Source organism: Longimicrobiales bacterium (assembly GCA_028823235.1).
Classification (GTDB): domain Bacteria; phylum Gemmatimonadota; class Gemmatimonadetes; order Longimicrobiales; family Gaopeijiaceae; genus UBA2589.
Genome location: JAPKBW010000020.1, coordinates 1 through 26,028, shown reverse-complemented (window position 1 = coordinate 26,028; position 26,028 = coordinate 1). Strand labels below are relative to the sequence as shown.

Below are 26,028 nucleotides of genomic sequence, written 5' to 3'. Positions count from 1 at the left end.
TCTCCGAGTCGCTATTGGCTCAGGACGAGGTCAGGCTCGTCCGTCCTTGGCACCACGCAGGACCGGGGTGATCGCGTTTTTGATTTGACCGGGTTCGCTGTTCTTCCCGGTCTTATCGACGCACACTTGCATGCTGGCCGGCACTTCGGTCCGAGCGGGCGACTCGCCCGGAGGGCCGAGCTTGAGGATCGCGTTCTTCAGGCTGACCCGATCGGCTGCAGGGACACGCGACGACCTCTGAGTCGGAAGTCGGGTCCTGACGCCGTCGGCTATTGAGTGACACCCATGCGCAGGACCAGCCAGCGGGTGCTGAATGCGTCGGGCACGATCTCTGAGACTGAGGCGGTGCGCGCCTCGCCCTGCTCGAACCATGACACGGAGACGCTGACCGGGCCGTTCCCGGCCGGCAGTCCGAAGTGGGCTGGGGTCATTCCCTGTGATGAATAGCCGCCGCCAGTATCGACGAGCCGGCTGGATATATATCCATCGGAGGCTCTGCGGAGTGTTACGGTCGCCCCCGGTCGGGTCCAGACGCCTTTGTTGTTCACGATTGCGACTTGGATCGCCCGTCTGGATCGAGTCGGGTCGATCTCGTTTCGGTACAGCGGGTGCGTCCCCGATTCGTTGTTGTTGTTCGCCAGCGCCAGATCGAGGTCTCCGTCTGCATCGAAATCGGCCCAAGCCACACCGTGGCTCGCCCCTCGGGCTGTCAGCGTATCGGGTGTGACCTCCGTGAAGACCCCGCCGACGTTTCGGAACAGGTAGTCGCGCGCCTCGGCTTCCCCGGCTAGGAACGTGTCGACGTACAGATCGACCCACCCATCGTTGTCGAAGTCGCCAAAGGCAGCCGACACCGAGTGATGGTCGCCGGCGAGCGGCGTGCCAGGCGCCACGTTGGTGAAGGTGCCATCGCCCTGATTCTGCCAGAGGATGTCAGGGCCGTAAGAAGCGACGAACAGATCCAGATCGCCGTCGTTGTCATAGTCGGAAACCGCGGTACCGACGCTGCCCAAGTTCTCGGCTCGTCCCGGCTGGTGCATGTCGAGCGATGCGGCGATGTCCTCGAAGGTGCCATCGCCTCGGTTCTGGAAGAATCCGTCCTGGTCGCCGTTCTGGTTGGCCACGAACGCATCGAGATCGGTATCCCCGTCCATATCGAACCAGGCCACGCCCACGGTGCGGCGTGGATCTCCGATGCCCGACGATTCTGTAACGTCCTGGAAGACGCCCGCGTCGTTCCGAAACAGACTGTTGGGTCGATCCCGAAAAGCGACGAAGAGGTCGAGGTCGTTGTCTCCGTCGAAGTCTACGAAGGCCGGTTGGCGGCTGGTGCCCGCACGGTCCACCCCGAGTTCTGCGGCTACATCCGTGAAGGTTCCTCGGTCATTCCGGTACAGTCGATTTCCGATGCCTATGGAAGCGAAGCCGACGTAAAGGTCCGCGTCGCCATCTCCATCGTAGTCGCCCCAGGCAGCTGCCCGGGTTTCTTCTTCATCAGCGAGGCCCTGCTCTACAGCGATGTCGGTGAAGGTGCCGAGGTCGTTTCGATAGAGCCGATTTGCCCGCCCGCGAAAGCCGACGAATAGGTCCAGATCCCCATCACCATCGAAGTCGGCCCAGGCGTTAACCTGCGCCCCCGAGGCGTCGAAGATCTCCGGTTGAGTCGCCGCAAAGGCGGGAGCCAGTTCCCGTGTGTCTTGAGCACTCTCAGCCGAGCAGGCAATGCCGAGGACGCAGAGAAGCAGAACTGAGCTACGTAGTCTGGAGAAAGGACCACCAAGGCGGCGAAGAATCGTGAGCACAGGAGTCCGTAGACGGAGAGGGGCGAGGGGCAACATTGCGTCTCAACCTCCCGTCGGAGAGGGGCCGAGGCAAGCTTCGAGCGGCTATGCCCCCTTCTGTCCGGACAGGCTTCCGTGCGTATCTCCGGGGCCCCCTCTGAGCCTCCGGTCAGCGTTCCAAGAAGTGAAGGGGGCGGCCTGCAGGAGAAAGAATCATAAGTGGAGTGAAGTGGCCGTCCGGAGCCGAGTGGATGTATACGAAGCGGATGAGAGTCGAGGGTACACGAGACCTGCGCCGACCGACCGAGCGCGGATCATCCAGTGGGACGAAGGCACCATCTTGGTGGACATCGCCGGCGCCGAAACCAAGGACGTCGTCCGGCCTAGCTGGACCGCCTTCAACATCAGTTGGGCTCTGGTGGATCCAGATCTGATGGAATCTGTGATAGAGGGCATGATCCGGAAGATGTTTTGCGACTTTCCGGAGCACGCGCCGCACCCGTGACGATCGGGCCTCCGTGTCCTATGTTGGCGAAGAATCTGACAAGGCTGCCGGGGAACTGACCCTGCTTTTTCTTTTGCGCCGAAAACTTTCGCACATCGTATGGAGTGGTATCCAACATGATTAAACGGAATTTGATTCTCGGACTCGCAACCTTCGCCCTTGGCCTGACCATGTCGGCCTGCACGGAGGCACCCGCGCCGGACGCAGCGCCGGAAGCTGTAGACGCAGACCCGAGCACACGCTTCGGCCGTTGGCAGATGGACTCCGACAACCCGCCGCCGTCGATCAATATCATGACGTATGAGGCCTGGAATGGCGACGGAATGGCCATCACGGTGGCATCCACCAATGCAGGTGGTGAAGACAATGAGTGGGGCTACAACACCATGTTCGACGGTGATTTTCGTGCGGTTGGTGGCCAGGACAATGCTGAGACCGCGGTCGAGTGGGTCAACGAGACCACCACGCGCATCATTAACAAGCGGGGTGGCCGCGTAACACAGGTCATTATCAACATGCTGTCCGAAGATGGGAACACCATCGAGAACGAGTACGTCCGCATGGATGCGGACGGAAAGATCACGGGTGTCAGCCACGCGACGTATCGCCGAATCCACTAGTACGGGACCGGCTCAGATCCGCCTTCGGGCGGAGTATGTTCTATCCAATTGTGAAGGAGAGGGCGGGGGCGACGAGGTCGCTGCCGCCCTCTTCCAATGAGGAAGCTTCCACGATGATTCGATCGACGCTGGTCGTTACGCTTATTGCTGTTCTGTCCGGAAACGCCGCCGCCCAGGCTCCTGACGACCTAGAGGCGATCGCCTCATGGGTCACGTTGGACGTGGTGACCGGCTATGAGACAAGACTCTCGCCACCTGTCGGGACTCAGATGCCAGGCTGGGAAGCTGACCAGTGGGGTAATATTGCACGAGTTGTGGGTTCAGGCGGGCCCCGCCGGATTGTCGCCTGTGCGCTGGATCGCCCCGCCCTCTCCGCCAGTCAGATCACCGAGGACGGATATCTGCGCACACACCGGATCGGCCGAGGGTCGAGCCATCCGCTTTGGGACCAAGCCTTCGAAGCCCAGCCGGTGCGCATACTGACTCGCTCTGGTCCGGTGGCTGGCGTGGTTGCTCGGAGCAACGGACACTTTGGAGCGCAGCATCGAGATGAGACGGCGGTCGTATCTGCCGATGATCTGTGGGTAGATGTTGGTGCTACCTCAGCCGCTGATGTCCGGGCTTTGGGGATCGGGCTCCTTGATCCCATCGTGCGGGAACTCCCGGCTTGGGTCATGGAGGGTGCGGTCGCAGGCCCCGATGCAGGCCGCCGAGCCGGCTGTGCGGCGGTCGCGACCCTTGCCGGTACGATGCCAGAGGGTGAGACACACTTCATTCTTAGCGCTCAGGAGGGTTTTGGATGGGTCGGGCTGTCATCTTACATCGCGCGCGGCGGAAATTTTGACGACGTCGTGATTTTAGCCCCAGGCGGCAGCGGGAGCCGAGAGGTACGGGCACCTGTTGCGTTCGGGTCGATGGCTGAGGTGCTGGATCGCGCAGGCGTTACCTCAGTCGCGTGGATTGAGCCAGCGGTGAAGTCTGCTGGTGCCCATATGGAGGTCCTGGGCGATGTGGAGGCACTATCGGTGCTGGAGGCGGCCGCGACGGCTTTGGGTGTTACGGCCCCGGGGCGCTGGGTGGCTGCGCCGGCTCCCGCTCCCCTTCGAACGGCCCACATGGATCCAGTCCATTCCCAGCTGGCCGGCATGCTAACAGATCTGGTCGAGCTCTACGGTACGCCGGGCCATGAGTGGTCGGTGCGCAGGTACGTCCTAGAAGGGCTACCCGATTGGGCTCGTGACCGTGCTGTCGTCGATGATATCGGCAACATCTGGGTTGCCGCTGGTCCTGACCGAGACACGACGGTGTTCATGGCTCACATGGACGAGGTCGGCTACGAAGTGGAATCGATTGACGAGGACGGTGTCGTCTCTCTCAACCGCCTCGGTGGCGCTGTTTCTTCGGCATGGGAGGGCCAGACCGCACTGCTGCACTTCGGTCCACCGGCTGCACCCAGCACACGGTTCGCTCGCGGGGACGACATCGACGGACATTGGAAAACGGAGTCACTTCAGGCCGAGGCCAAAGAGCCGTTGCGGGGCGTGTTTCGTACACGCGATCAGGCGGATGAAAAGAATCCTCCTCCGGAACAGGCCTGGTTCGGTCTGACCCGAGCTGAGTTGGAGGCGCGCGGTGTCTCTGAAGGCTCGTCCGTGACTAGCTACAAGAAAGGACTCCGGATGGGTCGGAGTCGTTATGTGGCGCGGGCCTTGGACGATCGTGCTGGGACGACGGCGCTGCTCACCGCGATCAATGCGATCGATCCGGAGGCGCTGCCGGGCAAGGTGATTTTCGCGTGGTCCGTGCACGAAGAGGGCGGCCTCGTCGGCGCATCGGCGATGGCGCGGCGCTTCGCCACCTCGACCCGACGTATTTATTCGATCGATACGTTCGTATCGTCGGATACCCCCCTCGAGTCTCCCCACTTTGCCTTTGCGCCGCTCGGGAACGGACCCGTGCTTCGGGCAACCGAGAATTCGGGTGTTTCACCGGATCGTGAGCGCGATCGAGTGCTCGGAGCGGCCCGGGAGGCCGGGATCACGATTCAGATGGGACTGACTCAGGGCGGCACCGACGGCACTCGGTTCACGTTCTGGGGGGCCCCAAACCAGGGCCTCTCATGGCCCGGGCGCTATAGCCACTCGCCTGGGGAGGTGCTGGATCTGCGCGATCTAGCGCGGCTGAGTGATTTGATCCGAGCCGTCGCGATGGCTGGCGAGCGGTAACGACCGATCAGCTCGTGAGCGGCGTGAACCAGAATGTGGAACCCTTGCGATGGCACTGGCTACTCCGATACGTCCACCCCTAGCCCTCAACCGTCAGTTTGTAAAAAGTGAGGCCAGGTCCCGTCGATTGATATCGCCGGCGTTGTCGATTTTCGCCTTGGCTGAATTTGGCGAAGATTCTTTTCCAGCCCCTCCCTTCGGAGACATGAACGCTACCGGGGCCAGGTGGCGTTCACGTAGCACGTCAAGGCTGCCCCACCGTGATATCTGAGGGCTCGGGTCGGTGGACTTCGCGACTACGCTCACAACCCCGACTGGAACTGTATCTCGATGTCCAGCTGGCGTTACGCTTCCGTGAACGCAGCGAGTTCGGTCGTGGCCAGGCTTGGAAGGGGCGCATAGGTTGGCTGTTCCTCCCCATGTCGTATCGCCTTACGGGCCGTATTTTATGAAATACCGCAGCCACACTCCATACTTGCTGACACTTGCCTCTTTGGCGGTCCTCACCACTCCGATCGCCGGCCAGCAGGAAGACAGCTACGACTACTGGCGACCGCAGCGCGACATGATTCGCCACGGTCAGCAGGCGGTTTTCATGTGCAATGGATTGTTCACCGGGGAGCGGTCGCTTGAGCAGGTTTTCGACCAAGAGCTCGCGTTTCTCGCACAGCCGGTCGGATCTCCTCAGGGGGGAGACTACGACGTGGACTGGGAGCGACAGGCGGTCGCAATCGGAGCAGCCGGTGGTACGCCGACGATGCGAGCGGCCTATCGCGAGGGAATCGGATGCGTAGTGATGGCTCCAGATCAGACGTTTGAAGACATAGAGACCCTGCCCGAACTCGTGATGGCTCTGGTGCCCGGCGACCCCGCGTCGATCTCGTGGCCCGATGGTGACCTGGTGGAGGAGGTATCTCTCCCGACGGGCGTCGATGCGGCGGCGCTCGATGCTGCTTCCGAGTGGGCGTTCGAGCGTGAGTCTCCTGAGCAGGTCACCCTGAGCCTAATGGTGGTACATCAGGGAAAGATTCTGCATGAACGTTACGCTCCGGGCGTCGAGGTGACGACCAAGACTCGGACTTGGTCAACGGCGAAGAGCATCGCAGGGACGCTCATCGGGATGATGGTAGACGAAGGCAGGATGTCCCTCGACGAGCCTCTTGGAATCGCATGGTTGCCCGGCGGCCGGGCTGTGGAGTCAGACCCCCGGAACGAAATCACGCTTCGCAACGTGCTCAACATGTCCAGCGGGCTCGAGACGATCGACAATGGCGGTCTCGAGTACGCGACGGGTTCGGGAATGTCTTACTGGGCGGGAGCGAGTTCGATTACGGGGGCTCGGAGTCGTGCGCTGATTCGTGAGCCGGGGACCTTCTGGGACTACGAGAACTACGACACTCTACTCGGCGTGTACGCCATGAAGCTGGCTTTGGGCGACGACCAGGCGTACCTGGAATTCCCGCGTCGACGGCTCCTCGACAAGATCGGCATGCGGAACACACTTCTCAGCGCTGACCGTTTTGGCGATTTCATTCTCAGCAGTCAGGTCTACACGAACGCCCGTGACCTTGCACGTTTTGGCTTGCTATACCTGAATGGCGGTACGTGGAATGGCGAGCGACTGATTTCGGAAGAGTGGATCGACTTCGTCCGCACGCCTGCGCCGGCCACCGCGGAAACTGGCGAACATTACGGAGGGCAATGGTGGCTGGTGCCGAATACCCGGGACGACATCCCGGCTGACGCTTATTCCACCGCTGGAAATCGAGGCCAGTATGTCGTTGTTGTGCCGTCGCACGACCTAGTCATCGTTCGTCGTGGCCTCGACTACGGCCGCCAGGGCTTCAATCGCTGGGACCTCACGCGTGAGGTGCTGAAGGCGTTCAGTCGGGTGTCGGATCAGGACAGAGACTAGGCCACCGGCCGAGGTCATGGGCAGCATGCGGTCCTGGGTAGTCCCTTCGACCCTCCGGGTCGTTATTTTCCTGGATCTCCGTGGCTGAGCCCCGGGTCGCCTCGAATCCCTCCTCGATGTTCAAGACCGGCTACATCCTCAGTCCGAAAGCAGACCTGGTCTGGTTTCTCGGCCTGCCGTTCTTCGCGGTTGCGCTCGCGCTTGGTTTTCAGGCATGGCTACCCTACGTCGCCGTCGCGTCCATCAATTTGTGGATCACCATTCCGCATCACTACGCGGGCTGGGTGCGGTCCTACGGTATGCCGGACGTTTGGGAGCGTTTCAAGGACCGGCTGATCATCGGGCCGATCGCGATCATCGGCTTCACGATCATGGGCCTGCAATTCGCACCCATCACGCTGCTTCTGCTGGTGACTGCTTGGGACCACCAGCACAGCATCATGCAGCAGCACGGCCTGGCACGGATATACGATTTCAAAGCAGGGGCGGGGCTGAAACACACGCGGCGCGTGGACCTCGGACTTCACTGCGTTCTCTATGCATTCATGTTCCTGAATGCCCCGATGTTCAGGTTCCTGTGGATCCGCGAACTGCATCGGATGCGGGTTCCGCTGTCGGTCGACTTCGTGAGTGGTTTGTTGGTGTTCAGTCAGGTCGTCGTGGTCGGCTACCTGATTTTCTACGCGTACCACCTGTACCGGACAGTTCAGGATGGGGCGATCATCAACCCCGTGAAGTACGCATTCATCGGAGCGAGCTATTTCCTTTGGTACTTCGTCGCGTGGAACACGAACTCCATCCTGCTATACGCGGTCGCCCACCGTTTGATGCACGGCGTTCAGTACATCGTGATGGTCTATTCGTTCATGAGGAAGAGTCAGGACAAGGGTACGTTCCGCACTGGCTTCTGGAGCAGGCTGGTCGGTCCGGGTCACCTGCGCTGGTTCCTTGTCGGAGGAATCGCGTACGCGGTAGTGTTCCAGCTTCTCATCAATCGACCGCTGGATGAGTTCGGATTCGGGGTCGTGAATTTCGCGCCGTACCCGGCGATCGCTGCGTTCGGAATCCCGGCACTGGACTATTCGAGCAGTTACGCGCTGTTCTCGCAGATGATGATCTACGTGTACGGGTTGATGCACTACTACATGGACTCGTTCATCTGGAAGGTTTCGGACAAGCAGACGCAGAAGGGGCTCTGATGGCACTGGCTCCGGACGCCGCATCGTGGCATCGCCGCTTCCGGATGCTGATCGTCATCTATGTGCTCGCGCTCGCGCTCGGCGCGCGTGAGTTTTTGGTCGCGAGGTCGAGCGCGGTGATCGACCAAGGGTCTGCTGAGTGGACCCAGATGGCTGAGGTGGTCGCCGCGCTCAATCCGGCCGAAGCCGACACGGAGTACCTGCTCGCGATGGAAGCGCTTCAAGCCGGGGACGCCGACGCATACACGGAGCACATGGAGATCGCTCTGGGAAAAGGCGTGAAGCACAACAATGCACTTCTGGCTGAGTATGCCCAGCAGCTTCTGCGTCTGCAGGCATCCTTTGAAGACATCGATCGTGCGCTGAGCCGCTGGAGGGACAATCACGCCCTCTCGTTCGAAATCCTCGAACTACCTATGGGCGTTGGGCCGCGCGACCAGCTCGATCATACGACACTGACTCGGGAGATGGACGCGCTCGATTGGATCTACAAGTACGAGTTCCGAGCACCGAACGAGGTGATCCCCTTTTGGGTGGCGCTCGTTCAGTTCGAGCCAGCGGAAGAGATCTCTGTGCGAGAACTGATCGAAGCTTTGTCGATCCTCGGGATCCCGCCCGAGGACCGACGCAGCTTCGCGATGCGCTGTATCAGCTTCGCAGAATGTCGGGTGACTGCCCGCTGAGGGCTTAGCGGGCTTCGACCATCGACGCCTTCAGATTCGCCGGCAGCATCAGCTTGAAGATCGGGGACAAGGGTGGCCCGGCGTTCGCGTTGCCGCGACCTCTACCCGCCTGCGGCGCACCAGGCCTGGGCACCCAAGCATCCATGGTGTTCCAGTATACGACGTTGTCCTCGGTCTCGACTTCGAGCATGTGGGTCACGAGGCGACCAAGGTTCTGGGCGGTCGGCACGACGTAGGTACCTGTTGGGAAATCACGAGTCTGGGTGACGACTTCTCCGACCTGAATGCGGGTCACTGCCGAGTGGTTGTACTGCCGCTCGTGGGTGACGTCTTCGACCGTGTAGGCCTGAACCTCTAGTGACACGGGTTCGATGAGCCGTTCGACCGTGATTCCGTGGCGAAGCAGCAGAGCAACCGCGTCTTCAGCGTCTCGCGGCAGCAGGTAGGCCCAAGGTCGGTCGCGCAGCTGGATCGCGACTGGCTTCTTCATGAGCCGTGCCCCAGTCACCTCGATCGTGTCGACGGTCTCGCCGGGTTCTGCGTTGAAGCCTCCTCCCCGCACGATGGTGTAATCGACCGGGTAGCCCTCTGCGGCGTACTCCATTGCGACTGCAATTTTTCCGCTCGGCGCGGCCCCCATCGCGATCGTCTCAGCTCGGGCAGTGTTGACTGTATTCACGAGCTGCTCTCCGTTCTGAGCCACCCATTCCAACGTCGCGTAATAGCCGAGGTATCCCGCGCGCGCTCCGACCTCGAGCTCCTGCTGGGGAGCCTCGAAGAGGATTGCGACTCCGTTAATCATGCCACCGTAGTTCCGGCCGATCCTGACCTGAGAGCCGCCGGTATTCCACTCTTCTTCATCCCCGCCCGAGTAGTACCACGCCCTGAGGCCTTCCGATTCCAGCTTCGCGTCGATCGCCGGGAAGATGTGGTCGTCACAGGCGAGTGTCAGTTCGATGGCTGAATCGTAATGACTCGTGCACTGGTAATTGAGGTTGTAGGGCCGGGCACCTCCGTTGTGTCCATCAATTAACAGATGCGGACGCCAAGCGCCGATCAGATTCTGGACGTAGTTCTGGATGGTCGGATGCTCAAGCTTCACGTAGTCGCGATTCAGGTCTATGCCCCATGAGTTTCCGCGCTGACCCCGCACGGTGGCTTCGAAGCCATCTGGATTAATCTGAGGCGCGACAACCACTGTGACCTGATCAAGCATCGCGTTGGCGTCGGTTCCGGGCGTCGCGAGGTCCCGCATCAGGATCATCAGCCCTTCACGGAACGTCCGCTCGCCTCCGTGGACATTGGCGGCGAAGAGAACGATCGGCTTCCCGAGCGCCATCGCCTCCCACGGTTCTACGACCAGCGGACGGCTGAAGACCGCGTAGGCGAGGTCTCGACCTTCCCGGGTCTGCCCGTACGTCCCGAGGCGCATGTCCGAGCTGACCTCGCGAAGCTCCTCAAGGTAGTCCCACATCTCCAGGTGACGAGTATGAGCGCTGAACCCGTTCTCTTCCGCAGCGGTTTGGGGGTACCCGTCAGCTACCGGGTCCCAGTTCACCTGTGAGGCGGCGCTGGTCGGTTTCGCCAGGGCTACTGCGGTGAAGAGCGCTCCGATTGCTAAGAGCGAGAGAAGTCGATGTGTTACGCGCATTGGGTTCTCCGTATTCGTGATTTCTGCTCGTGGGCAGGGAGGATAGATTGATCCCCCCTCGTTGTTCAACTAGGAGAGTTCTGTGAGTCGTGCGATTGTCGTTCAGGAAGTGGGTGGTCCAGAAGTCATGGAGTGGGTGGAGCAGGACCCGGGCGCCCCTGATGAGGGCGAAGTCCTTGTCCGCCACACAGCCATAGGTCTGAACTTCATCGACGTCTACCACCGGACGGGACTGTACCCGGTGGCGGCGCCGTTCACTCCAGGGTCTGAGGGTGTTGGGGTCGTCGAAGCGGTGGGTGGTGGCGTCGCGGATGTCTCCATTGGAGATCGTGTGTGCTACACCAGCAACGGGCCCATCGGCTCGTACTGCGAGCGACGCGTGCTGCCGGCTACACGGCTCGTTCCCGTTCCGGATGCCATCAGTGACGAGGTGGCCGCAGCAGTGATGGTGAAGGGCTGTACTGTCGAGTACTTGGTTCGCCGAACCTACGCGGTTCAGCCGGGTGACAATGTGTTGCTTACGGCCGCGGCCGGCGGGGTTGGGCTGATCGCTTGTCAGTGGCTCCGCGCACTGGGCGCCAACGTGATTGGGACGGTAGGCACGGCCGAGAAAGGCGAGATCGCGCGGGCGAATGGGTGTGACCATGTCATTCTCTATCGCGATGAGAATATCCCAGAGAAGGTTCGCGAGATCACAGATGGGGAGATGTGTGCCGTCGCCTACGACTCGGTCGGTGCGAGCACCTTCGAGCCCTCGATTCTCTCACTGGCACCCCGGGGGATGATGGTCACCTTCGGGAATGCCTCAGGGCCAGTCGGGCCGATGTCACCACTCGTGCTCGCGAAGAACGGATCCCTGTTTCTGACTCGGCCCAGGGTGGGCGACTACTACGCCACGCCCGAGGACACGATGGAGGGTATTGGTGCACTCTTCGGCATGATCTTGGACGGGCACATCCGACCACATATCGGTGGCCGCTACGACCTGGCTGACGTGCCAGACGCGCACCGGGCCCTCGAAGCAAGAGAGACGGTCGGCTCGACTATTCTCGTTCCTTGACCCCTAGCATCGTTTCGCCGTAATGGATTCGTGCGTCCCATGGCGTCGCGCGCCGTGCCGTCACCCCCCAGTTTCTTAAGCTGTTATATCAGCCTTAGCCACGCTGCTGAGAGCCCCCCTCGTCGCCATGACCATGGGGCGCTCTCCTGGCCCCCGATCTATGTGGAAGTCCTCCTCCATGGCTGGTTCACCGGCAACACGGCCGATGAGGATCATCAGCGTCGGGGGTCGATTGGGTGTCGATCTGGAGAGGGAAACCGAGTCGGGCGATTCGGGGTAGATTTCGCACCGGGGCCTGAACCGGCCTGCCGATTAACCGTCGATTTTCTGCACCAGGGGGCAACATGAAGAAGACGTGGTTCGCGACGCTGGGGCTTTCGATACTCCTGACGACTCAGCCTCTCGAGGCTCAGACATTCCCCACGGATGACCCAGTGATCCGTGGCATGTGGCAGGAGGGGATGGAAGATGGTTCGCAGATCTTTGATCTGGCGCAGGCGCTCCTCGACTCGATCGGCCCCCGGCTGCTTGGCTCGACCGGCTTCGACCGTGCCGGAGATTGGGTAATGTCGAAGTACGCCGACTGGGGCATCGATGTTGAGAAAGAGGTGTGGGGGTCTTGGCGTGGCTGGGAGCGAGGCTACTCTCATATCGACCTGATCTCGCCTCGAGTCCGATCTCTTTCCGGCATGATCATGGCCTGGAGCCCCGGCACGGAGGGACCTGTCGACGCGGATGTCGTCATTCTCCCCCGCTTCAACAACGAAGCGGAGTTTGAGGCCTGGCTCCCCCAGGCCCGCGGGAAGATGGTGGCGATCTCGTTTGCTCAGCCGACCTGCCGAGCTCCCGAGTCTTGGGTTGAGCACGCGACGGAATCATCGTGGGCGCGGATGCAGGAAGAGCGTGCTGCGGCTCAGAGTGCATGGGGTCAGTCGATTCGTGCGATCGGTGACGGACTCGAGGCTCGGCTCGAAGAGGCGGGCGCTGTCGCACTGTTCACGTCACGCTGGTCCAATGCCTGGGGTGCGGACAAGATTTTCTCCGCGAACACGACGCGGATACCCACGGCTCACCTCAGCTGTGAGGATTACGGACTACTCGCTCGTATGGCCGAGCGCGGCCAAGCGCCTCGTGTCCGAATGGACGCGCAGTCTGAATTCACTGGGGATCGCCCAGCGTTCAACATCGTCGGCATGATCCGCGGTACAGAACTGCCTGACGAATACGTGATGTTGAGCGCCCATCTTGATTCATGGGACGGCGCGTCCGGCGCCACGGACAACGGCACCGGCACCATCATGATGATGGAGGCGATGCGTATCCTGCAGGCGACGTATCCGAACCCGCGGCGATCGATCATCGTGGGTCACTGGGGCGGGGAGGAGCAGGGACTCCTCGGGTCGACGGCCTTCCGCGAAGACCACCCCGAAGTGGTGGATGGAATGCAGGTTGGGTTCAACCAGGACAACGGTACCTGGAGAGTCGACTTCATTCGGATGCAGGGATTCCTTGGAGCCGGTGCGCACTTCGCACGGTGGTTCTCGTCGATGCCGAACGAGATCACCGACCAGGTCGAGCTCGATGCGCCGAGTGTCCCGGAGGGGATCCCGCTGCCCGGTAGAGCCGGGCGGAGCCCTGGGGGTGGCAGTGATCACATGGCTTTCACGTGCATCCCCATTCCCGTGTTCCGCTTCCAGTCGAACTATCCTGACTACCGCCAGTACACGTGGCACACGAACATCGACACGTTTGACAAGCTGATCTTCGACGATTTGCGTCATAACGCGACACTCGCAGCCATGACCGCGTATATGGCGTCTGAGGATCCTGATCGCGTCCCACGTGACACGCGGCTACTTCCGGTTAATCCCCGAACGGGTCAGCCTGGTACATGGCCACAGTGTCGTCCGTCGCGACGCGCCTACGGGAACTGATCTGGAAGACCACTCGGGTCTGAACGCCGGATGAGGAAACAGTGAAGGGGGGGTGCCGGGCGCGGTGCCCCCCCTTTTCACCGATGACCTCAGCCCTGAAGTATCGATGATTCAAATCGTCCGACCCAGCTCCAGCGGAATCGCGCACCAGTATGAAGTCGATTCGTTCATGCATCTCGATAGGCGCCGCGAGTGCAGGATCGTGGCGTCACGATCCAGGATCGGACCAGAAAGTGGCCCGGTACCACGCTAGGTGATGACGGAGTGACGGTACGTGCCGTGACCGCCAATGGTGGTGTCCGACTCGTTCTCGGCGGAGTGCGATTCGGTAGAGTTGTCGGGGAGGTCTGGCCGACCGGTTTGCCGAGATCCGGAAGGCCACCTATGCTCGCGGCATGACGGACTTCCGAACCCTGTGCCTGCGCTCCTGTCTGATCGCAGGAGCCACAACAATGCTGCTCGTGGCCAGCGCTGTGACGGTGTCTGGCCAACGTGTACGGGGTGTCCGCGAGTCGTTGGTGCGCACCGTCATGCCCGGGGCTGATCGCTTCTCCGAGGTCGCAGGCGATCCACCCGTTCTTACCGGCTATCACAGCACGTCTGAGGCCACCGAGGTCGTGCACGGATACGTCTTCCTGACGTCGGATCTCCCTCCCGAGCAGTTCGGGTACAGTGGGCCTATCGAAGCTCTGGTAGGCATCCTGCCGGACGGGACGCTGACTGGAATGCGGGTCATTGATTATCAGGAATCGTACATGAGCAGCATGGGCGATTTTCTTCGGACTCCCGGCTTCCAGGAGCAGTATGCCGGCAAACACATCGGTGACCCATTCCAGCTCTGGGGCGACATCGAGGGGATTTCCCGTGTATCAATTTCGGTGCGGGCCCTCTCGAGAGGAGTCCGTGATTCTGCACGCCGGGTCGCCGCCGCATATGGAGGCGTTCCCGACCTCTCGACGGAGTCGGGCATCGTCGACCCGGTGGGGTTGTCGTGGTTCGAGCTTCGTCAAAGAGGTTTTGTCGAGCGCTTTGTGGTTACCGAGCCCGGAGAAGGGACCGCCGGGATCTCACTCGCTCATATCTCAAATGATCGTCTCGGTGAGTACTATTTTGGCCCGCAGCTCTATGAGCGCGCTCTGCGTTCGGCTGAGCGTCGCGGTGGAGGAGAAAATCTCCTCCTCTACGCGGTCGATGGATCACGGCTCCGTCTGTTCCGTCAACAGGGGTGGACCGTCGAGCAGGAAGGTGAGGTTACAGAGGTCGACTCACGCAATGTAGTGAGCATGGGACTGCCTTCAGGGGGGATCGTTTCCGGTGAGGCGACCATGGTGGGCATCATGCTGGTCGACGGCGCGGTGGACATGTCGAGGCCTTTTACGCTCATCTATGACCTCGGCGATCTGGGCACTCACAATATCGAGTATGTCAGCCAGGAGGCCCGTCTCCTTGCTGCAGAGGAGGCGTCGCTTGCGGCAGCTGAGGAACGGGCCTCGGCTGACCGCGCTTCTGAGACTCCTGGTCCGGACGAGGTCGAGGTGGCGGAAGAGGCGACTGCAGAGGTGGCGGAAGAGGCGACTGGCGAGGTGGCTGCCGATGCGGAGGTGCTCGACTCGGTCCCGGGAGCTGCGGCGGGTGAGACAGGTGCTGCCGACGGAGAGATCGGGGACGGAGAGGCGGCCGCTGTGATACCGGCCAGGAACCTGAACGACGCTCAGGCCGCCGACCTCGATTTCGTACTGACGGAGGACGAGACGTTGCTGGAGCGAACCCTCGCCGGCACGTCATGGCCTCGGGTCGCGTTGATGCTTCTGGTCCTCGCACTCGGGACGGTCGCGTTCGCGACGAAGATCCCATCCCTCCGCTGGGTTGCCCTCACGGTCACCCTGTTCGGGCTCGGCTTCGGAGACGGTGGCTTCTTGTCGGTGTCACACATTACGAGCGGTATCTGGGCAGGTGTGGGTGTCTACCTGCGTGACATCCCACTGCTGCTCATTGTCGCCTTCACACTGATCACGACGCTTGTCTGGGGTCGCGTTTTTTGCGGATTCCTCTGCCCGTTCGGTGCCCTGCAGGATTTCATTGACAGGTTCGTGCCGAAGTCTCTCAAGCGCCCGCTGACACAAGCGATCCACGACAAGGCGGTCTACGCGAAGTACGTGGTGTTGGCCGTCATCGTGTTACCCGCTCTCGCGGGCAGTCGCGTGAGCCTTTATCAGTATTTTGAGCCTTTCGGCACGGTGTTCTTTCGCAGCAGCGATGTGCTATTGTGGACGATTGCAGCCGTGTTTCTCGCTGCGTCGGTTGTAATTCCGAGATTCTACTGCCGCTATGCTTGCCCCCTCGGAGCGGCGCTCGGTGTGCTCTCGTTGCTCTCACTCAAGAGGATCGAGCGCGTAGAGCAGTGCGGGCACTGCAAGATTTGCGAGCAGAAGTGCCCGACGGGAGCGATTCGTGGACCGGATATCGACTTCCATGAGTGCGTGCGCTGCAACGTGTGTGAGGTCCAGCTCATTCAGAAGGCGGGCGTCTGTCGTCACGACATGAATGTCATTCGACCGCGACTCATTCAGCTGACGGCCGAGTCGGCACCCGAGGCAGTCGATGACTAATCGAACTGTTTCGAGACGAGATGCGCTCAGGATCGTCGCGGTGGCAGGGGTGTCCGTCGCGTTTGGTGGTCGACTGACCATGAGTCTGTTGAAAGAAGCCGGCCTGCACCGTGTCAGTCAGACGCGGACGCAGATGGGCACGCTCGTGACCCTGACGGTCGTGCACCCGGATGAGGCCAGCGCCCGCGCGATGATTGCCTCGGCATTCTCCGAGATGAATCGACTAGAGTCGATCCTAAGTCGACATCGTGACGATACGCCGGTAAGTCTTCTCAACCGTACGGGTCGCCTGGACAGAGTGCCCAACGAGTTGACTCTCGTGGTGGCCGACGCGGAGGCTATGAGCGTTCGGAGTGGAGGCGCCTTTGATGTTACGGTCGCGCCCCTTCTCTCATTGGTGGAGTCCAGCTTCCTGCGGGACGGCTGCCCGCCTTCGGACGATTCGGTCGAGCGGATACTCGAGTTGGTCGATCACAAAGCGTTCCGAATCGAGAACGATGTCATGTCGTTTGAGCGCCCCGGGATGTCCGTAACGCTGGATGGGATCGCGAAGGGCTTCATTGTGGATCGCACCAAAGACGTGCTTCTTCGCGCCGGTGCCGAGCGGGTGATGGTCAATGCGGGCGGAGACATCGCAACTGCCGACGGGTCGGGGATAAATCCGTGGACCGTCGGTGTGCAGGACCCGGACCACGAGCAGGGGATTGTGACTGTCGTGCGACTCGACGGAGTGTCGCTCGCGACCTCGGGTGACTACATGCGGAGTTTCACGAACGACCGGACCTATCACCACATCGTGGATCCGCGGACTGGTCGGTCACCTCAGGAGGTGGCATCCGTGAGTGTGTTGCATCCAAGCGCGATGGGGGCCGATGCCTATGCCACAGCGCTCCTCGTTATGGGGACTGCCGACGGCATGACGATGGTGGAGGCCAGCGAAGATGTGGAAGGGCTGTTCGTGAACAAGCAGGGCGAGCGTACTGTAAGCTCTGGATTCGCCGCGCGGGGTGTCTAAGCTGGCATGGGACGACACGGCATGATTCTGGGCGTTCTTTGCCTGATCGGAGCCGCCGTTTTTGTTCAACATGTCGCTGCCTAGGAGGGCCAAGATGACACGGCGATCGAGTGGGTCGAGGCGTCCATGGAGGATCGGTCGTGGACTGATCGGTGCCTCCGGGTGAACCATTGCCTTCAATGGCTTGCGGGAGAACGAGAAGTGCCATGATGTGCTCCGGCTTGCGGGCGCCTAGATTATTCGCCCATTCCGGCGCCTCATCTAGCGCGGGGAGCACCATCGAGGAGTTCGTTATGCCGTACCGCCGCCGAGCGATGATCACGCGCCTGCTCGTCATCCTTGCAGTCGGGGCTTCCGCTCCGGTGGCAAAAGTGTCTGCGCAGCAGTCCGTCCACTTCAACACCGAGCTGGCCCTGGACGTGCGGTCCCCGCAGATCGCGGCGATGAGCGAGGACGGGCGACGTATTGCGGTCACCGTTCGGACGCGGCGCGGCCGGACAGATGTCGATCACCAGCGGTATGGGGACCCCACGTACGTCGCCCCGTCGCTGGTCACCGCCGTTGTCATCGACACACAAAACGGTGATCGCACGTGGCTGCACGAAGAGCCTTCTCAACTCAGTGATTTTACGTGGTCGCCTGACGGTCAACGCCTTGCGTATCTGTCCTACGACGGTGTCGCGTTCCATCTCCGCGTGTACGATGCGAATACAGGCGCCGCCGAGACTCGCTCGCTCGACACCTCACTGGCGATTGCGTCGTCTTCCCCCATCGCCTGGATGCCCGATGGGAATTCGGTACTCGTCACTCTCAGGGCCGCCGGATGGGCGGAACGAGCGCGGGACGCGTTCTATGGCCTCACCAGCGCACCCGTCATCGTGCAGGATTCCCGCAACGATTTCCTGGCGTGGGACGACGTTCGCAACATCGCGAACGAACAGATTACAGCCCTCGTAACGCTTGAAGACGGATCGGTGCGACAGCTGCTGGACGACGTGGTCCCGCAGGGTGTCGGCTTCTCGCTCGATGGGTCGCAGATGACCTACTCGACGTCCGTGCGGACGAAGACCTCGTACACTCGCCGTGATGGCACGGACTACGGGTTGTACGCACTTGATCTCAACGGCGGTGAGCCGGTCGTGCTCGTCGAGCCGTCCGAGGAACGAGTCGATGTTCGATGGAACGATGATCGGTCGGCCTACGCCTATGCTGAGGAAGGGACGGTCTTCATTCGAGATCTGGAGATGGATGAAGCCATCGACGTGACCGAGGGCCTCCGTGAGATCCCCGGCGATACCGCCGAGATCAGCTTCTCGGTCGATCGGTGGAGCAATGCGGGTGATCGCCTGTTGCTCACGTCGTCGAAGGGCTGGCACCTGCTGAACGTCGGAGCAGGAGAGGTGGAGACCTTGCTCACGCTCGAGAAGGATGAAGACGATCGGCCTCGACGCAGCGTCCTTCACTGGAGTGATGATGGGCGTTCCATCTACTTCTCGTATTCAGCAGCGGATCGGTGGGAGAGGGGACTCAGGCGACTCGATGTACAGTCAGGTGACATAGAGACATTGATGTTGGACGCAAATCTGTATCGCGGGTGGCGCGTTTCCGCTGACGGGTCGACCGTCGCCTACACGATGTCCGACGGAGATCGTCCCGATGATGTCTGGGCTATGGGAGATGCGTTCGATGGCCCGACCCGTCTCACCGAGCTCAATCCTCAGCTCGCGGACGTTTCGATCTCGAAGACGGAGCTCGTCGAGTATCTCGACGTGGACGGAAATACCCTCTACGGCATCCTCTACTACCCGGTCGACTACGATCCCACGAAGAAGTATCCGCTTGTTGCCGAGGTGTACGAGCAGTTCTTCGACAACGGGTTCAACGAGAACATGAACCTGATTACCTCGCAGGGATGGTTCGGATTTCGTCCGTCGGTCCAGTTCGAGGAAGGGTATCCTGGGGAGGCATGGCTAAAGGCGGTCCCGAACGCGATCAACACGTTGATCGAACGTGGCCTCATCGATGCCGATCAGGTCGGCGTCTATGGGCAGAGCTACGGCGGCTACGCAGTTAACCTGCTGATCACTCAGACGAACCGCTTCGCGGCGGCTGCTAATGTCTCCGGGAAGGTGAACATGATTTCCTTCCTCGGGGACTCACCCAAAATCACGACACGGAACTATGCGGCTGCCGAGGTCGGTCAGGATCGCATCGGCGCGTCGCTCTGGGAGCAACCGCAGAAGTACATTGACCACTCGGCCGTGATGTTCGCCGACCGCATCGAGACACCGCTTCTCATGCTGTCCGGCGAAGGCGACTGGAACGTCCCCGCGACAAACCAGCGAGAGATGTACTATGCCATGCGTCGTCTCGAGAAAGAGGTGGTCTGGGTCCACTATACGGCCGGCGGTCATGGAGCTGGCCGCTCCAGTAGCGCCGAGGACTTCGACGATCACTGGCAGCGGATGTTCGACTGGTTTGCAGAACACTTCGATGCCGTGAGTGGTGCGCCCGTGTCGGAGCAGGGCGGGGGTGAATGACGAGAATGGGCGTGTCTGAAGAGGGCGACGGACCCGCACTCAGGTAGACGCAGGCAGCAGCTACCGGACTCCGAACGTGTCCCGTAGGGCGGCCCGTGCGGCGTGGTAGCCAACCATGCCATGCACGCCGCCACCGGGTGGCGCTGAAGCCGAGCACCGGTAAAAATTCTTTAATGGCAGGTGCCAGGGTCGTCGGCTGAGCCGAGCGGGACTAAGCACGTTGTTGATCGTCAACGCGCCCCCGTTCGGGTCCCCACCGCGCAGATTCTCATTCCAAGTCTCCAACTGATACGGGGTGTGGACCGCGCGACCCAGAATGAGGTCACGAAAGCCTGGTGCGAACCGCTCGATCTGAGCTTCCATGGCTTCGAGCACGAAGCGCTCGCCCGCTTCGCCCTGCGCCCGACTGGGTGCGTGACAGTAGGCCCACACCGTGTGTTTGCCTTCGGGCGCGCGCGAGGGGTCGAACACAGTGTGCTGAGCAAGCAGCAGGAACGGTCGGTTGTTCATCTTGTTGCGGGTGACGTCCCATTCGGCTGCTCTTATGTCCTCGAATGTCCCGCCAACGTGCACCGTGCCCGCCCGGCGCACGTCGGCGTTCTCCCACGGAATCGGACCGTCGAGCGCCCAGTCCACTTTGAACGCGCCCTGGCCGTACGTCCATCCAGCGAGGTTGGCTCGCTTTCGGGGAGAAAGCCGGTCGTAAGCCAGATGCCCAATCTGACCATTGGTCAGACCGAGCAGCGTGGCCTTCGCGCCAGGGAGATCGTCGAGCGATGCGACCCTTCGACCGGTCTCGACCGTTCCGCCGAGTGACAGGAAGTACGAGGCGAGGGCTGATGTGAGTGCCCCGGCGCCGCCCTTCGGGAAGGGCCAACCCACCGCATGGCCGGCGGCCATGAGCGTGGTAGCCACGGCCCCTCCGAACGCTGCTTCCAGTTCAACTCCGGAGTGCGCCGCATTCCCAGCCAGCAGGGCTTTGCCTTCTTCCGTCTTGAATCGGCGCCCAATTTTCGTCGTTGACGAGAGGGCGACTGCACCGAACCGGGCCATGAGACGAGGGGCCCGTGGAAGACGGGTCGGACGGTCCAGCACATGCTCGATGAACGTCGGCCACTCCGTAACGAAGTCACCGACGAATCGCATGTACGCGGCGTAGTCCCCACCAAGAGCGCGGGCCGTGCTTTCTAGGTCTCGCTCCAGCGTCGCTGCGCGGCCGCCATCGAGTGGATGGGCGAGAGGCAGGTCTGGGTGGACCCATTCGAGTCCGTGCTTAGCCAGGGGGAGTGACGCGAAGAACGGAGAACCGATGCCGAGCGGATACACGGAGGAGCCCACGTCATGTTTGAAGCCAGGAAGGGTCAGTTCCTCGGTTCGGGCCGCACCTCCGACAGTATGGTTCGCTTCGAGCAGGAGGACCGAGACGCCATTTCGCTGCAGCTCGATTGCCGCGGCCAGGCCGTTGGGACCCGCACCGACGACAACCGCGTCGTGGCTCATCGTCCGCTCACAAAGGTGGTGAGCCTAGCCGCCGAACGGAGCGCCGAAGCGAATCAGAACGGTACTGGCTCCGGCATCCGTCAACGTCACGATATAGAAGCGATCGTACTCCATCTCTTCAATGTCCGAACCCGGATCACCACCGAGCGCCGTCACCATCTGCGGCGTGGTGTTGCTGTGCCCGAGCACCAGATGTCGTCCCGGGGTCGCCTTTAGCTCGTCTGCGAAGCTCTGGAGGTCGCCCGGGTCGTAGAGCATGAAGTCGATTCCCGCAGCTTCTGCCGTCGGTGTGCCCGTCTGTCGGGTGCGCTTGAGATCTGTCGTGTGTATTTGGGTCAGATCCGCGTCCGCGAGCATCGATGCGATCAGGGTTGACCGTTCACGGCCCTCGGCCGAAGTGGGCGGATCATCCGATCCGTCTTCTGCACGTTCCGAGTGGCGGACCAGATAGACGACCGTCGCGTCGGACTGGCTTGCCGCTTGGCTCGCCGTTCCGGCCAGCGCGAGGAGGACGAGAACGAGGAGGCGAGCGGAGAGAAAACCCACGGAGAGTCGCATAGTCATCTAGAGTGAGGAAACGGAATGTCGGCCCGATCAGGCGCCCCCGACGATACCCAGCACATCGGTAAGGAGCCACCACACGGCTGCAGTCATCACGGCGGTTGGGACCACCCACCTCAGCCAGTGGACTAATGCTCGGTCCGCCCCCGAGGGCGTGTCGCCCGCGATCTGCTCGAGCAGCGTGCCGCGATTCATGGTCCATCCCACAGTGACCACCGCAACCAGAGCGCCGAACGTCTGACCCCCCGACCCGAACGTGAGGTCCCATGGCACGAAGATCTCGAGATTGATCATCGGCGGGAGCGCCAGGACCATCGACACGGCGTATACGGTCCAGGTCGCTTTCTTCCGCGTCCACCCCAGGCGGTCGGTGAAGCCCGCGACGATGACTTCATATGCGGCGATTCCCGACAGCAGCGCAGCGCCAAACAGCCCCGCGAAGAAGAGGAAGCCAAACACCCACCCAAAGGGCAACTGGGCGAAGACCTGCGGCAAAGTCGCGAAGAGCAGCCCCGGCCCGGCCCCGGGCTCCATCCCGAAGGCGAACACCGCCGGGAAGATGGCCAGTCCCGCGAGCAGTCCGGCCCCCGTATCCCCGATAACCGTAAAAATCGCGTTCGATTTGATGTCGACTTCGTCGCCCAGATACGAGCCATAGACGACCATCAGCGTCCCGCCGAGTCCGACCGAGAACACTACCTGGCCGAGGGCGGCGATGGCCGCGGTCGGTGTTAGCGCTGAGAAGTCGAAAGAGAGCAGCCACGCGACCCCTTCCCCCGCGCCGGGGAGTGTCACTGATCGAACGATGATGATGAGCAACGTCCCGAACAGGACTGGAGTCACGATCATCGATATTTTCTGAATGCCGGCGCGGACGCCTCGGAGGATCACCGCTGCCTGGGTCGCGAGCACCGCAGCAGTGAAGAAGATCTGCAATGTCATCGACTTCGGTGAAAGGCCGGTCTCCGGCGGGAGGATGGCGGAGGCGTCGAAACCCATGCCGATGCCGGTCGCGGCTTGTGCCAGGGCGTGGTAGGCCACCCAACCGATGGCGTTCGTATAGTATGCGACAGCTACCCATGCAATGCCGCCGAGCAGCCAGCCAAAGTATCGACCGCCCGGCAGACCGATCTCTTCGAAGGCGCCGAGTGTCCCCAGTCGGGTGTGTCGGCCGATCGACCATTCGCCCATGAGCGCCGGAATCGCGACTAGAAAGGCGATTCCCAGATAAAGAAGAATGAAGGCGCCGCCCCCGAACTGCCCGACCATATAAGGGAAGCGCCACACGTTCCCGAGACCGACCGCCAGACCGACCATCGTCGCGAGGACGCCGATGCGGGAACCGAAGGTTTCGCGCGGCGTCATCAGGCGGCCCTCACGATGTGGTCTTCATGGCTTCCGCCAGTGCGTCGAGTGCTTGGTCCACGTCGTCGGTCGTGTTGTAGAAGTGCGGCGCGAGTCGGATCGCGTGACCCCTGGCCGAGGCGATGATGTTCTGGCTGCGCAATGTCGCCTCGACAGCATGGCTTTCTTCGCAGTGGATCGCAGTGGTCGGTGCGCGTCTCACCGGGTCGGTCGGTCCAAGGACGGTCAGTCCCCGTTCGACCGCACCCTCAACACATCGGGTCCCAAGAGTGGCGTTCCATTCCCCGATCGCATCGAGTCCGATCTCGCGAAGCCACCGCATGCCAGCCCGCGCTACGTACGCTTCCAGAATCGGTGGCGTACCGGTATCGAGCCGGCGGGCTCCGACGCCCCAGTCCAGGGTCTGCGTATCGAATGCATAGGGATTTTCGCGCCCAAACCATCCGGTAATCGTTGGTCGGAGCTGTTCGGCCAGACCCGGCCGGATCCAGAGGAAGGCGATGCCCGGGATTCCCATCAGAAACTTGAGGTTTCCGGAGGTGACGAAGTCTGCCCCAGAAGCAGGAGCATCGAATCGCTCACTCCCCATCGTCTGGTAGGCGTCCACAAACAGAAGCGCGCCCTTGGCGTGCGTGAGCTCTGCGATCGCTGAGATGTCCTGTTTGAAGCCGGTCTGGTAGTACCCACGGCAGGCAGACACGACGAGCGTGCGCTCGTCGATCATGCGCTCGTAGTCGGCCAGTTCCATCGCACCGTCGCGGACCGGCACCCAGTCGACGGACGCACCCAAACGCTCCTGAGCGAGCCATACATGTCCCACCGTCGGAAACTCCCCACCGCTCGCGACGACACGATCGCGGCCGCTGGACCACTCCAACCCCGTTGCGACGCTTGCAGTGGCCTGCGAGACCGAGGTTGCGACCGCCACGTCGGACGGATCAGCCCCGACGAACGCTGCGAACTCCGCTCGGGCGGCGTCGGTTTCCGCTATCCACGAGTCCCAGTCCATCCCGTCGTTTGCCCACGAGGTCAGGTAAGCGTCGGCTGCGGCCCGCGTGGTTTCGGATTGAGGTGCCTGCGAGCAATTGTTCATGGGGATGTGCGTCCGGAGGATCGGGATCTTCCGGCGCACCGCATCGAGGTCGTAGGCGGGGGATGTCATGCCGCGAGGATAGGCGGCCTGAGGAGGCGAGGCGAGGGGCGGCTGTTCATCTTTTTGAGCGTGCCCTCAGCTGCAGAGGCGTACTTGGCTGCGCTGGAGCCTGGTGGGTCCCGGACATTTGAAGACCAAGGCCACTGGTCGGAGCGAGACCCATGCTTCGTTCCGGTGGGCCTGGAATACGCTCTACGTCTGGCTGTCCGGTCTCTTAGGCGTCAGTTTTCCTATTGAGCGTGGCGAGTGAGGATCGCCGGTGGCTTCGGCCACGGGAGGAAAGTCCGAGCTCCACAGGGCAGGGTGCCGGGTAACGCCCGGGCGTCGTGAGGCGACGGAAAGTGCCACAGAGAAGTAGACCGCCGATGGCCGCTTGCGGCACAGGCAAGGGTGAAAAGGTGCGGTAAGAGCGCACCGGGCCGCTGGGAACAGAGGTCGCACGGTAAACCCCACTCGTAGCAAGGCCAAATAGGGGACGAGGAGTTGCCCGCTCCGTCTGAGTCCCGGGTAGGCTGCTTGAGGTCGCTGGCAACAGCGACCCTAGATGAATGATCCTCCCCCGAAAGGGGACAGAACTCGGCTTATTCCGCGCGCTCATTTTGACGGCGCCCGTCGCAATCCAGCGGCGGGCGCCGACCTTTGTGCTCCAGTTCTTGCTCGGCGTGTGCAGGTCAGGGGATTTCCAACGTCATTTCGGGTGGAGATCGCCGTATCTTTCCTGAGTCTCGCCAATAACTCTACGGAGCACCTCGTGCGAAAGCTGATGCCGGCCCTAGTCCTTCTTGCCTCGTTCGGCATCTCCATGGACGTCTCAGGCCAGATAGCGATAGAGGTCACGGGAGATGTGGGGTATACGGCGGTCGATGCGGTGGACTGGCTTCGTAGCGGGGTGTACAACCCAGCCCCGGTCTCGTACGCATTTAGCGGTCAGGTGGTGTTTGGTCGGCGAGAAAGCCGATCCGGCCTTCAGGCGGGTCTGGAAGGTGGTCTCCATCACCTCCTCGCGTATGACGTTACGCGCGACGGCGAGAAGCTCAGGGGGGACGCCAAGGCTCTGCGGCTGCTCGGCTTCACTCGATTCTGGATGGGTGAGAATCACTCATGGTTCGGCGAAATCGCCATCGGAGCCCACATTTTTGATGGATTTACCGATCCGAGCCTCAACGTCGCGGTGGGCACCGTGCTGGGTAGCGGGAAGATCCAGTTCCCCTTGAAGGTCCGGGGCTCGGTCCTCTTCGACACTGAAGCCTTGGTGATTCCCGTCGTGTTCCAGACGGGGATTTCCTATCGGCTCGGTGGCTGATCTCACAGGAGGTTGATTAAGGCTGCCGATTGGCGAACCTGGATCCGCAGCAGGACAGTCTTTGGCCCGCCTACCGGGGTAATTGGGCAACGGAAAGGAATCACCCGTTAGATGCAGACGTTGCGGCAACCACGAGACGGAGAGCGTTTGGGACGTTGAAAACCTCCTACCAACAGGCCGACGCTGGGACTATGTTACTCCGCGTCTTGTAGGTCGGTGAGTTTCGAGAGGCGAAACAGAGCCTCTCAACATGCGCACAAAACGTTCACACCCCGGAGTGTGGACAATGGCCGATGAGGTCGAAAAGCCAGTAACTCTGAGAAGAGTACGTCAAAGCGCCCGTAGCTCAGCTGGATAGAGCGCGTGCCTCCGGAGCACGAGGTCACAGGTTCGAATCCTGTCGGGCGCA

At 61.7% G+C, this 26,028-nt stretch carries 18 protein-coding genes, 1 tRNA gene and 1 other RNA gene; 14 read left to right on the top strand and 6 right to left on the bottom strand.

Going from position 1 to position 26,028, the window contains the following annotated elements:
* Positions 1–269 precede the first annotated feature (269 nt).
* Entirely contained in the window at positions 270–1,838 is a 1,569-nt protein-coding gene (locus OSA81_11075) for a CRTAC1 family protein (GenBank protein MDE0899550.1), read from the bottom strand.
* A gap of 190 nt (positions 1,839–2,028) precedes the next feature.
* Here OSA81_11075 and OSA81_11070 point away from each other — a divergent pair, with 190 nt between their 5' ends.
* From OSA81_11070 to OSA81_11045, 6 genes are all read left to right on the top strand, one after another.
* A complete protein-coding gene (locus tag OSA81_11070; GenBank protein ID MDE0899549.1) occupies positions 2,029–2,286 on the top strand; it encodes a hypothetical protein in 258 nt (85 codons plus the stop codon).
* A 116-nt stretch (positions 2,287–2,402) separates the two neighbouring features.
* The gene (locus OSA81_11065) at positions 2,403–2,906 is read left to right on the top strand and encodes a hypothetical protein (GenBank protein ID MDE0899548.1); all 504 of its coding nucleotides are present in this window, start codon (positions 2,403–2,405) and stop codon (positions 2,904–2,906) included.
* A gap of 113 nt (positions 2,907–3,019) precedes the next feature.
* Positions 3,020–5,131 (top strand): M20/M25/M40 family metallo-hydrolase, encoded by a 2,112-nt coding sequence (locus tag OSA81_11060; protein ID MDE0899547.1) that lies wholly within the window; start codon positions 3,020–3,022, stop codon positions 5,129–5,131.
* A 448-nt stretch (positions 5,132–5,579) separates the two neighbouring features.
* Positions 5,580–7,046 carry a serine hydrolase gene (locus OSA81_11055; protein MDE0899546.1) on the top strand — a complete coding sequence of 489 codons (1,467 nt, stop codon included), beginning with the start codon at positions 5,580–5,582 and terminating at the stop codon, positions 7,044–7,046.
* 80 nt (positions 7,047–7,126) lie between these two features.
* Positions 7,127–8,245 carry a hypothetical protein gene (locus OSA81_11050; GenBank protein ID MDE0899545.1) on the top strand — a complete coding sequence of 373 codons (1,119 nt, stop codon included), beginning with the start codon at positions 7,127–7,129 and terminating at the stop codon, positions 8,243–8,245.
* Positions 8,245–8,928, top strand: coding sequence for a hypothetical protein (locus tag OSA81_11045; protein ID MDE0899544.1), 684 nt, complete (start codon positions 8,245–8,247; stop codon positions 8,926–8,928). Before OSA81_11050 ends, OSA81_11045 begins: the two co-directional genes overlap by 1 nt.
* 4 nt (positions 8,929–8,932) lie before the next feature.
* On the opposite strand, the gene OSA81_11040 is transcribed toward OSA81_11045, so the two are convergent.
* Entirely contained in the window at positions 8,933–10,579 is a 1,647-nt protein-coding gene (locus tag OSA81_11040) for a M14 family zinc carboxypeptidase (GenBank protein ID MDE0899543.1), read from the bottom strand.
* An 82-nt stretch (positions 10,580–10,661) separates the two neighbouring features.
* On the opposite strand from OSA81_11040, the gene OSA81_11035 reads away from it, so the two are divergent.
* The 5 genes from OSA81_11035 (at position 10,662) to OSA81_11015 (ending at position 19,737) form a co-directional block, all read left to right on the top strand.
* Positions 10,662–11,639, top strand: a complete 978-nt coding sequence (locus OSA81_11035) for a quinone oxidoreductase (GenBank protein ID MDE0899542.1) — start codon at positions 10,662–10,664, stop codon at positions 11,637–11,639.
* A 344-nt stretch (positions 11,640–11,983) separates the two neighbouring features.
* A complete protein-coding gene (locus OSA81_11030; GenBank protein MDE0899541.1) occupies positions 11,984–13,573 on the top strand; it encodes a M28 family peptidase in 1,590 nt (529 codons plus the stop codon).
* 452 nt (positions 13,574–14,025) lie between these two features.
* The gene (locus OSA81_11025) at positions 14,026–16,182 is read left to right on the top strand and encodes a 4Fe-4S binding protein (GenBank protein MDE0899540.1); all 2,157 of its coding nucleotides are present in this window, start codon (positions 14,026–14,028) and stop codon (positions 16,180–16,182) included.
* A complete protein-coding gene (locus OSA81_11020) occupies positions 16,175–17,197 on the top strand; it encodes an FAD:protein FMN transferase (protein MDE0899539.1) in 1,023 nt (340 codons plus the stop codon). Before OSA81_11025 ends, OSA81_11020 begins: the two co-directional genes overlap by 8 nt.
* Before the next feature lie 293 nt (positions 17,198–17,490).
* A complete protein-coding gene (locus OSA81_11015) occupies positions 17,491–19,737 on the top strand; it encodes a prolyl oligopeptidase family serine peptidase (GenBank protein MDE0899538.1) in 2,247 nt (748 codons plus the stop codon).
* 60 nt (positions 19,738–19,797) lie between these two features.
* Here OSA81_11015 and OSA81_11010 read toward each other — a convergent pair whose 3' ends face one another.
* The 4 genes from OSA81_11010 to OSA81_10995 are packed head-to-tail and all read right to left on the bottom strand — an operon-like array spanning position 19,798 to position 24,325.
* Positions 19,798–21,237, bottom strand: coding sequence for an NAD(P)/FAD-dependent oxidoreductase (locus OSA81_11010; protein MDE0899537.1), 1,440 nt, complete (start codon positions 21,235–21,237; stop codon positions 19,798–19,800).
* 24 nt (positions 21,238–21,261) lie between these two features.
* The gene (locus tag OSA81_11005; protein MDE0899536.1) at positions 21,262–21,801 is read right to left on the bottom strand and encodes a phosphoglycerate mutase family protein; all 540 of its coding nucleotides are present in this window, start codon (positions 21,799–21,801) and stop codon (positions 21,262–21,264) included.
* A 30-nt stretch (positions 21,802–21,831) separates the two neighbouring features.
* Positions 21,832–23,163, bottom strand: a complete 1,332-nt coding sequence (locus tag OSA81_11000) for a sodium-dependent transporter (protein ID MDE0899535.1) — start codon at positions 23,161–23,163, stop codon at positions 21,832–21,834.
* A gap of 10 nt (positions 23,164–23,173) precedes the next feature.
* Positions 23,174–24,325, bottom strand: a complete 1,152-nt coding sequence (locus tag OSA81_10995) for an aminotransferase class V-fold PLP-dependent enzyme (protein MDE0899534.1) — start codon at positions 24,323–24,325, stop codon at positions 23,174–23,176.
* 225 nt (positions 24,326–24,550) lie between these two features.
* Between OSA81_10995 and rnpB the strand changes: the two genes are divergently transcribed.
* The 3 genes from rnpB to OSA81_10980 all read left to right on the top strand — a co-directional run bounded on the left by rnpB (position 24,551) and on the right by OSA81_10980 (position 26,028).
* Positions 24,551–24,917, top strand: an RNA gene (rnpB, locus tag OSA81_10990) — RNase P RNA component class A.
* A gap of 150 nt (positions 24,918–25,067) precedes the next feature.
* Positions 25,068–25,619 (top strand): hypothetical protein, encoded by a 552-nt coding sequence (locus tag OSA81_10985; GenBank protein MDE0899533.1) that lies wholly within the window; start codon positions 25,068–25,070, stop codon positions 25,617–25,619.
* A gap of 335 nt (positions 25,620–25,954) precedes the next feature.
* A tRNA-Arg gene (locus OSA81_10980) sits at positions 25,955–26,028 on the top strand.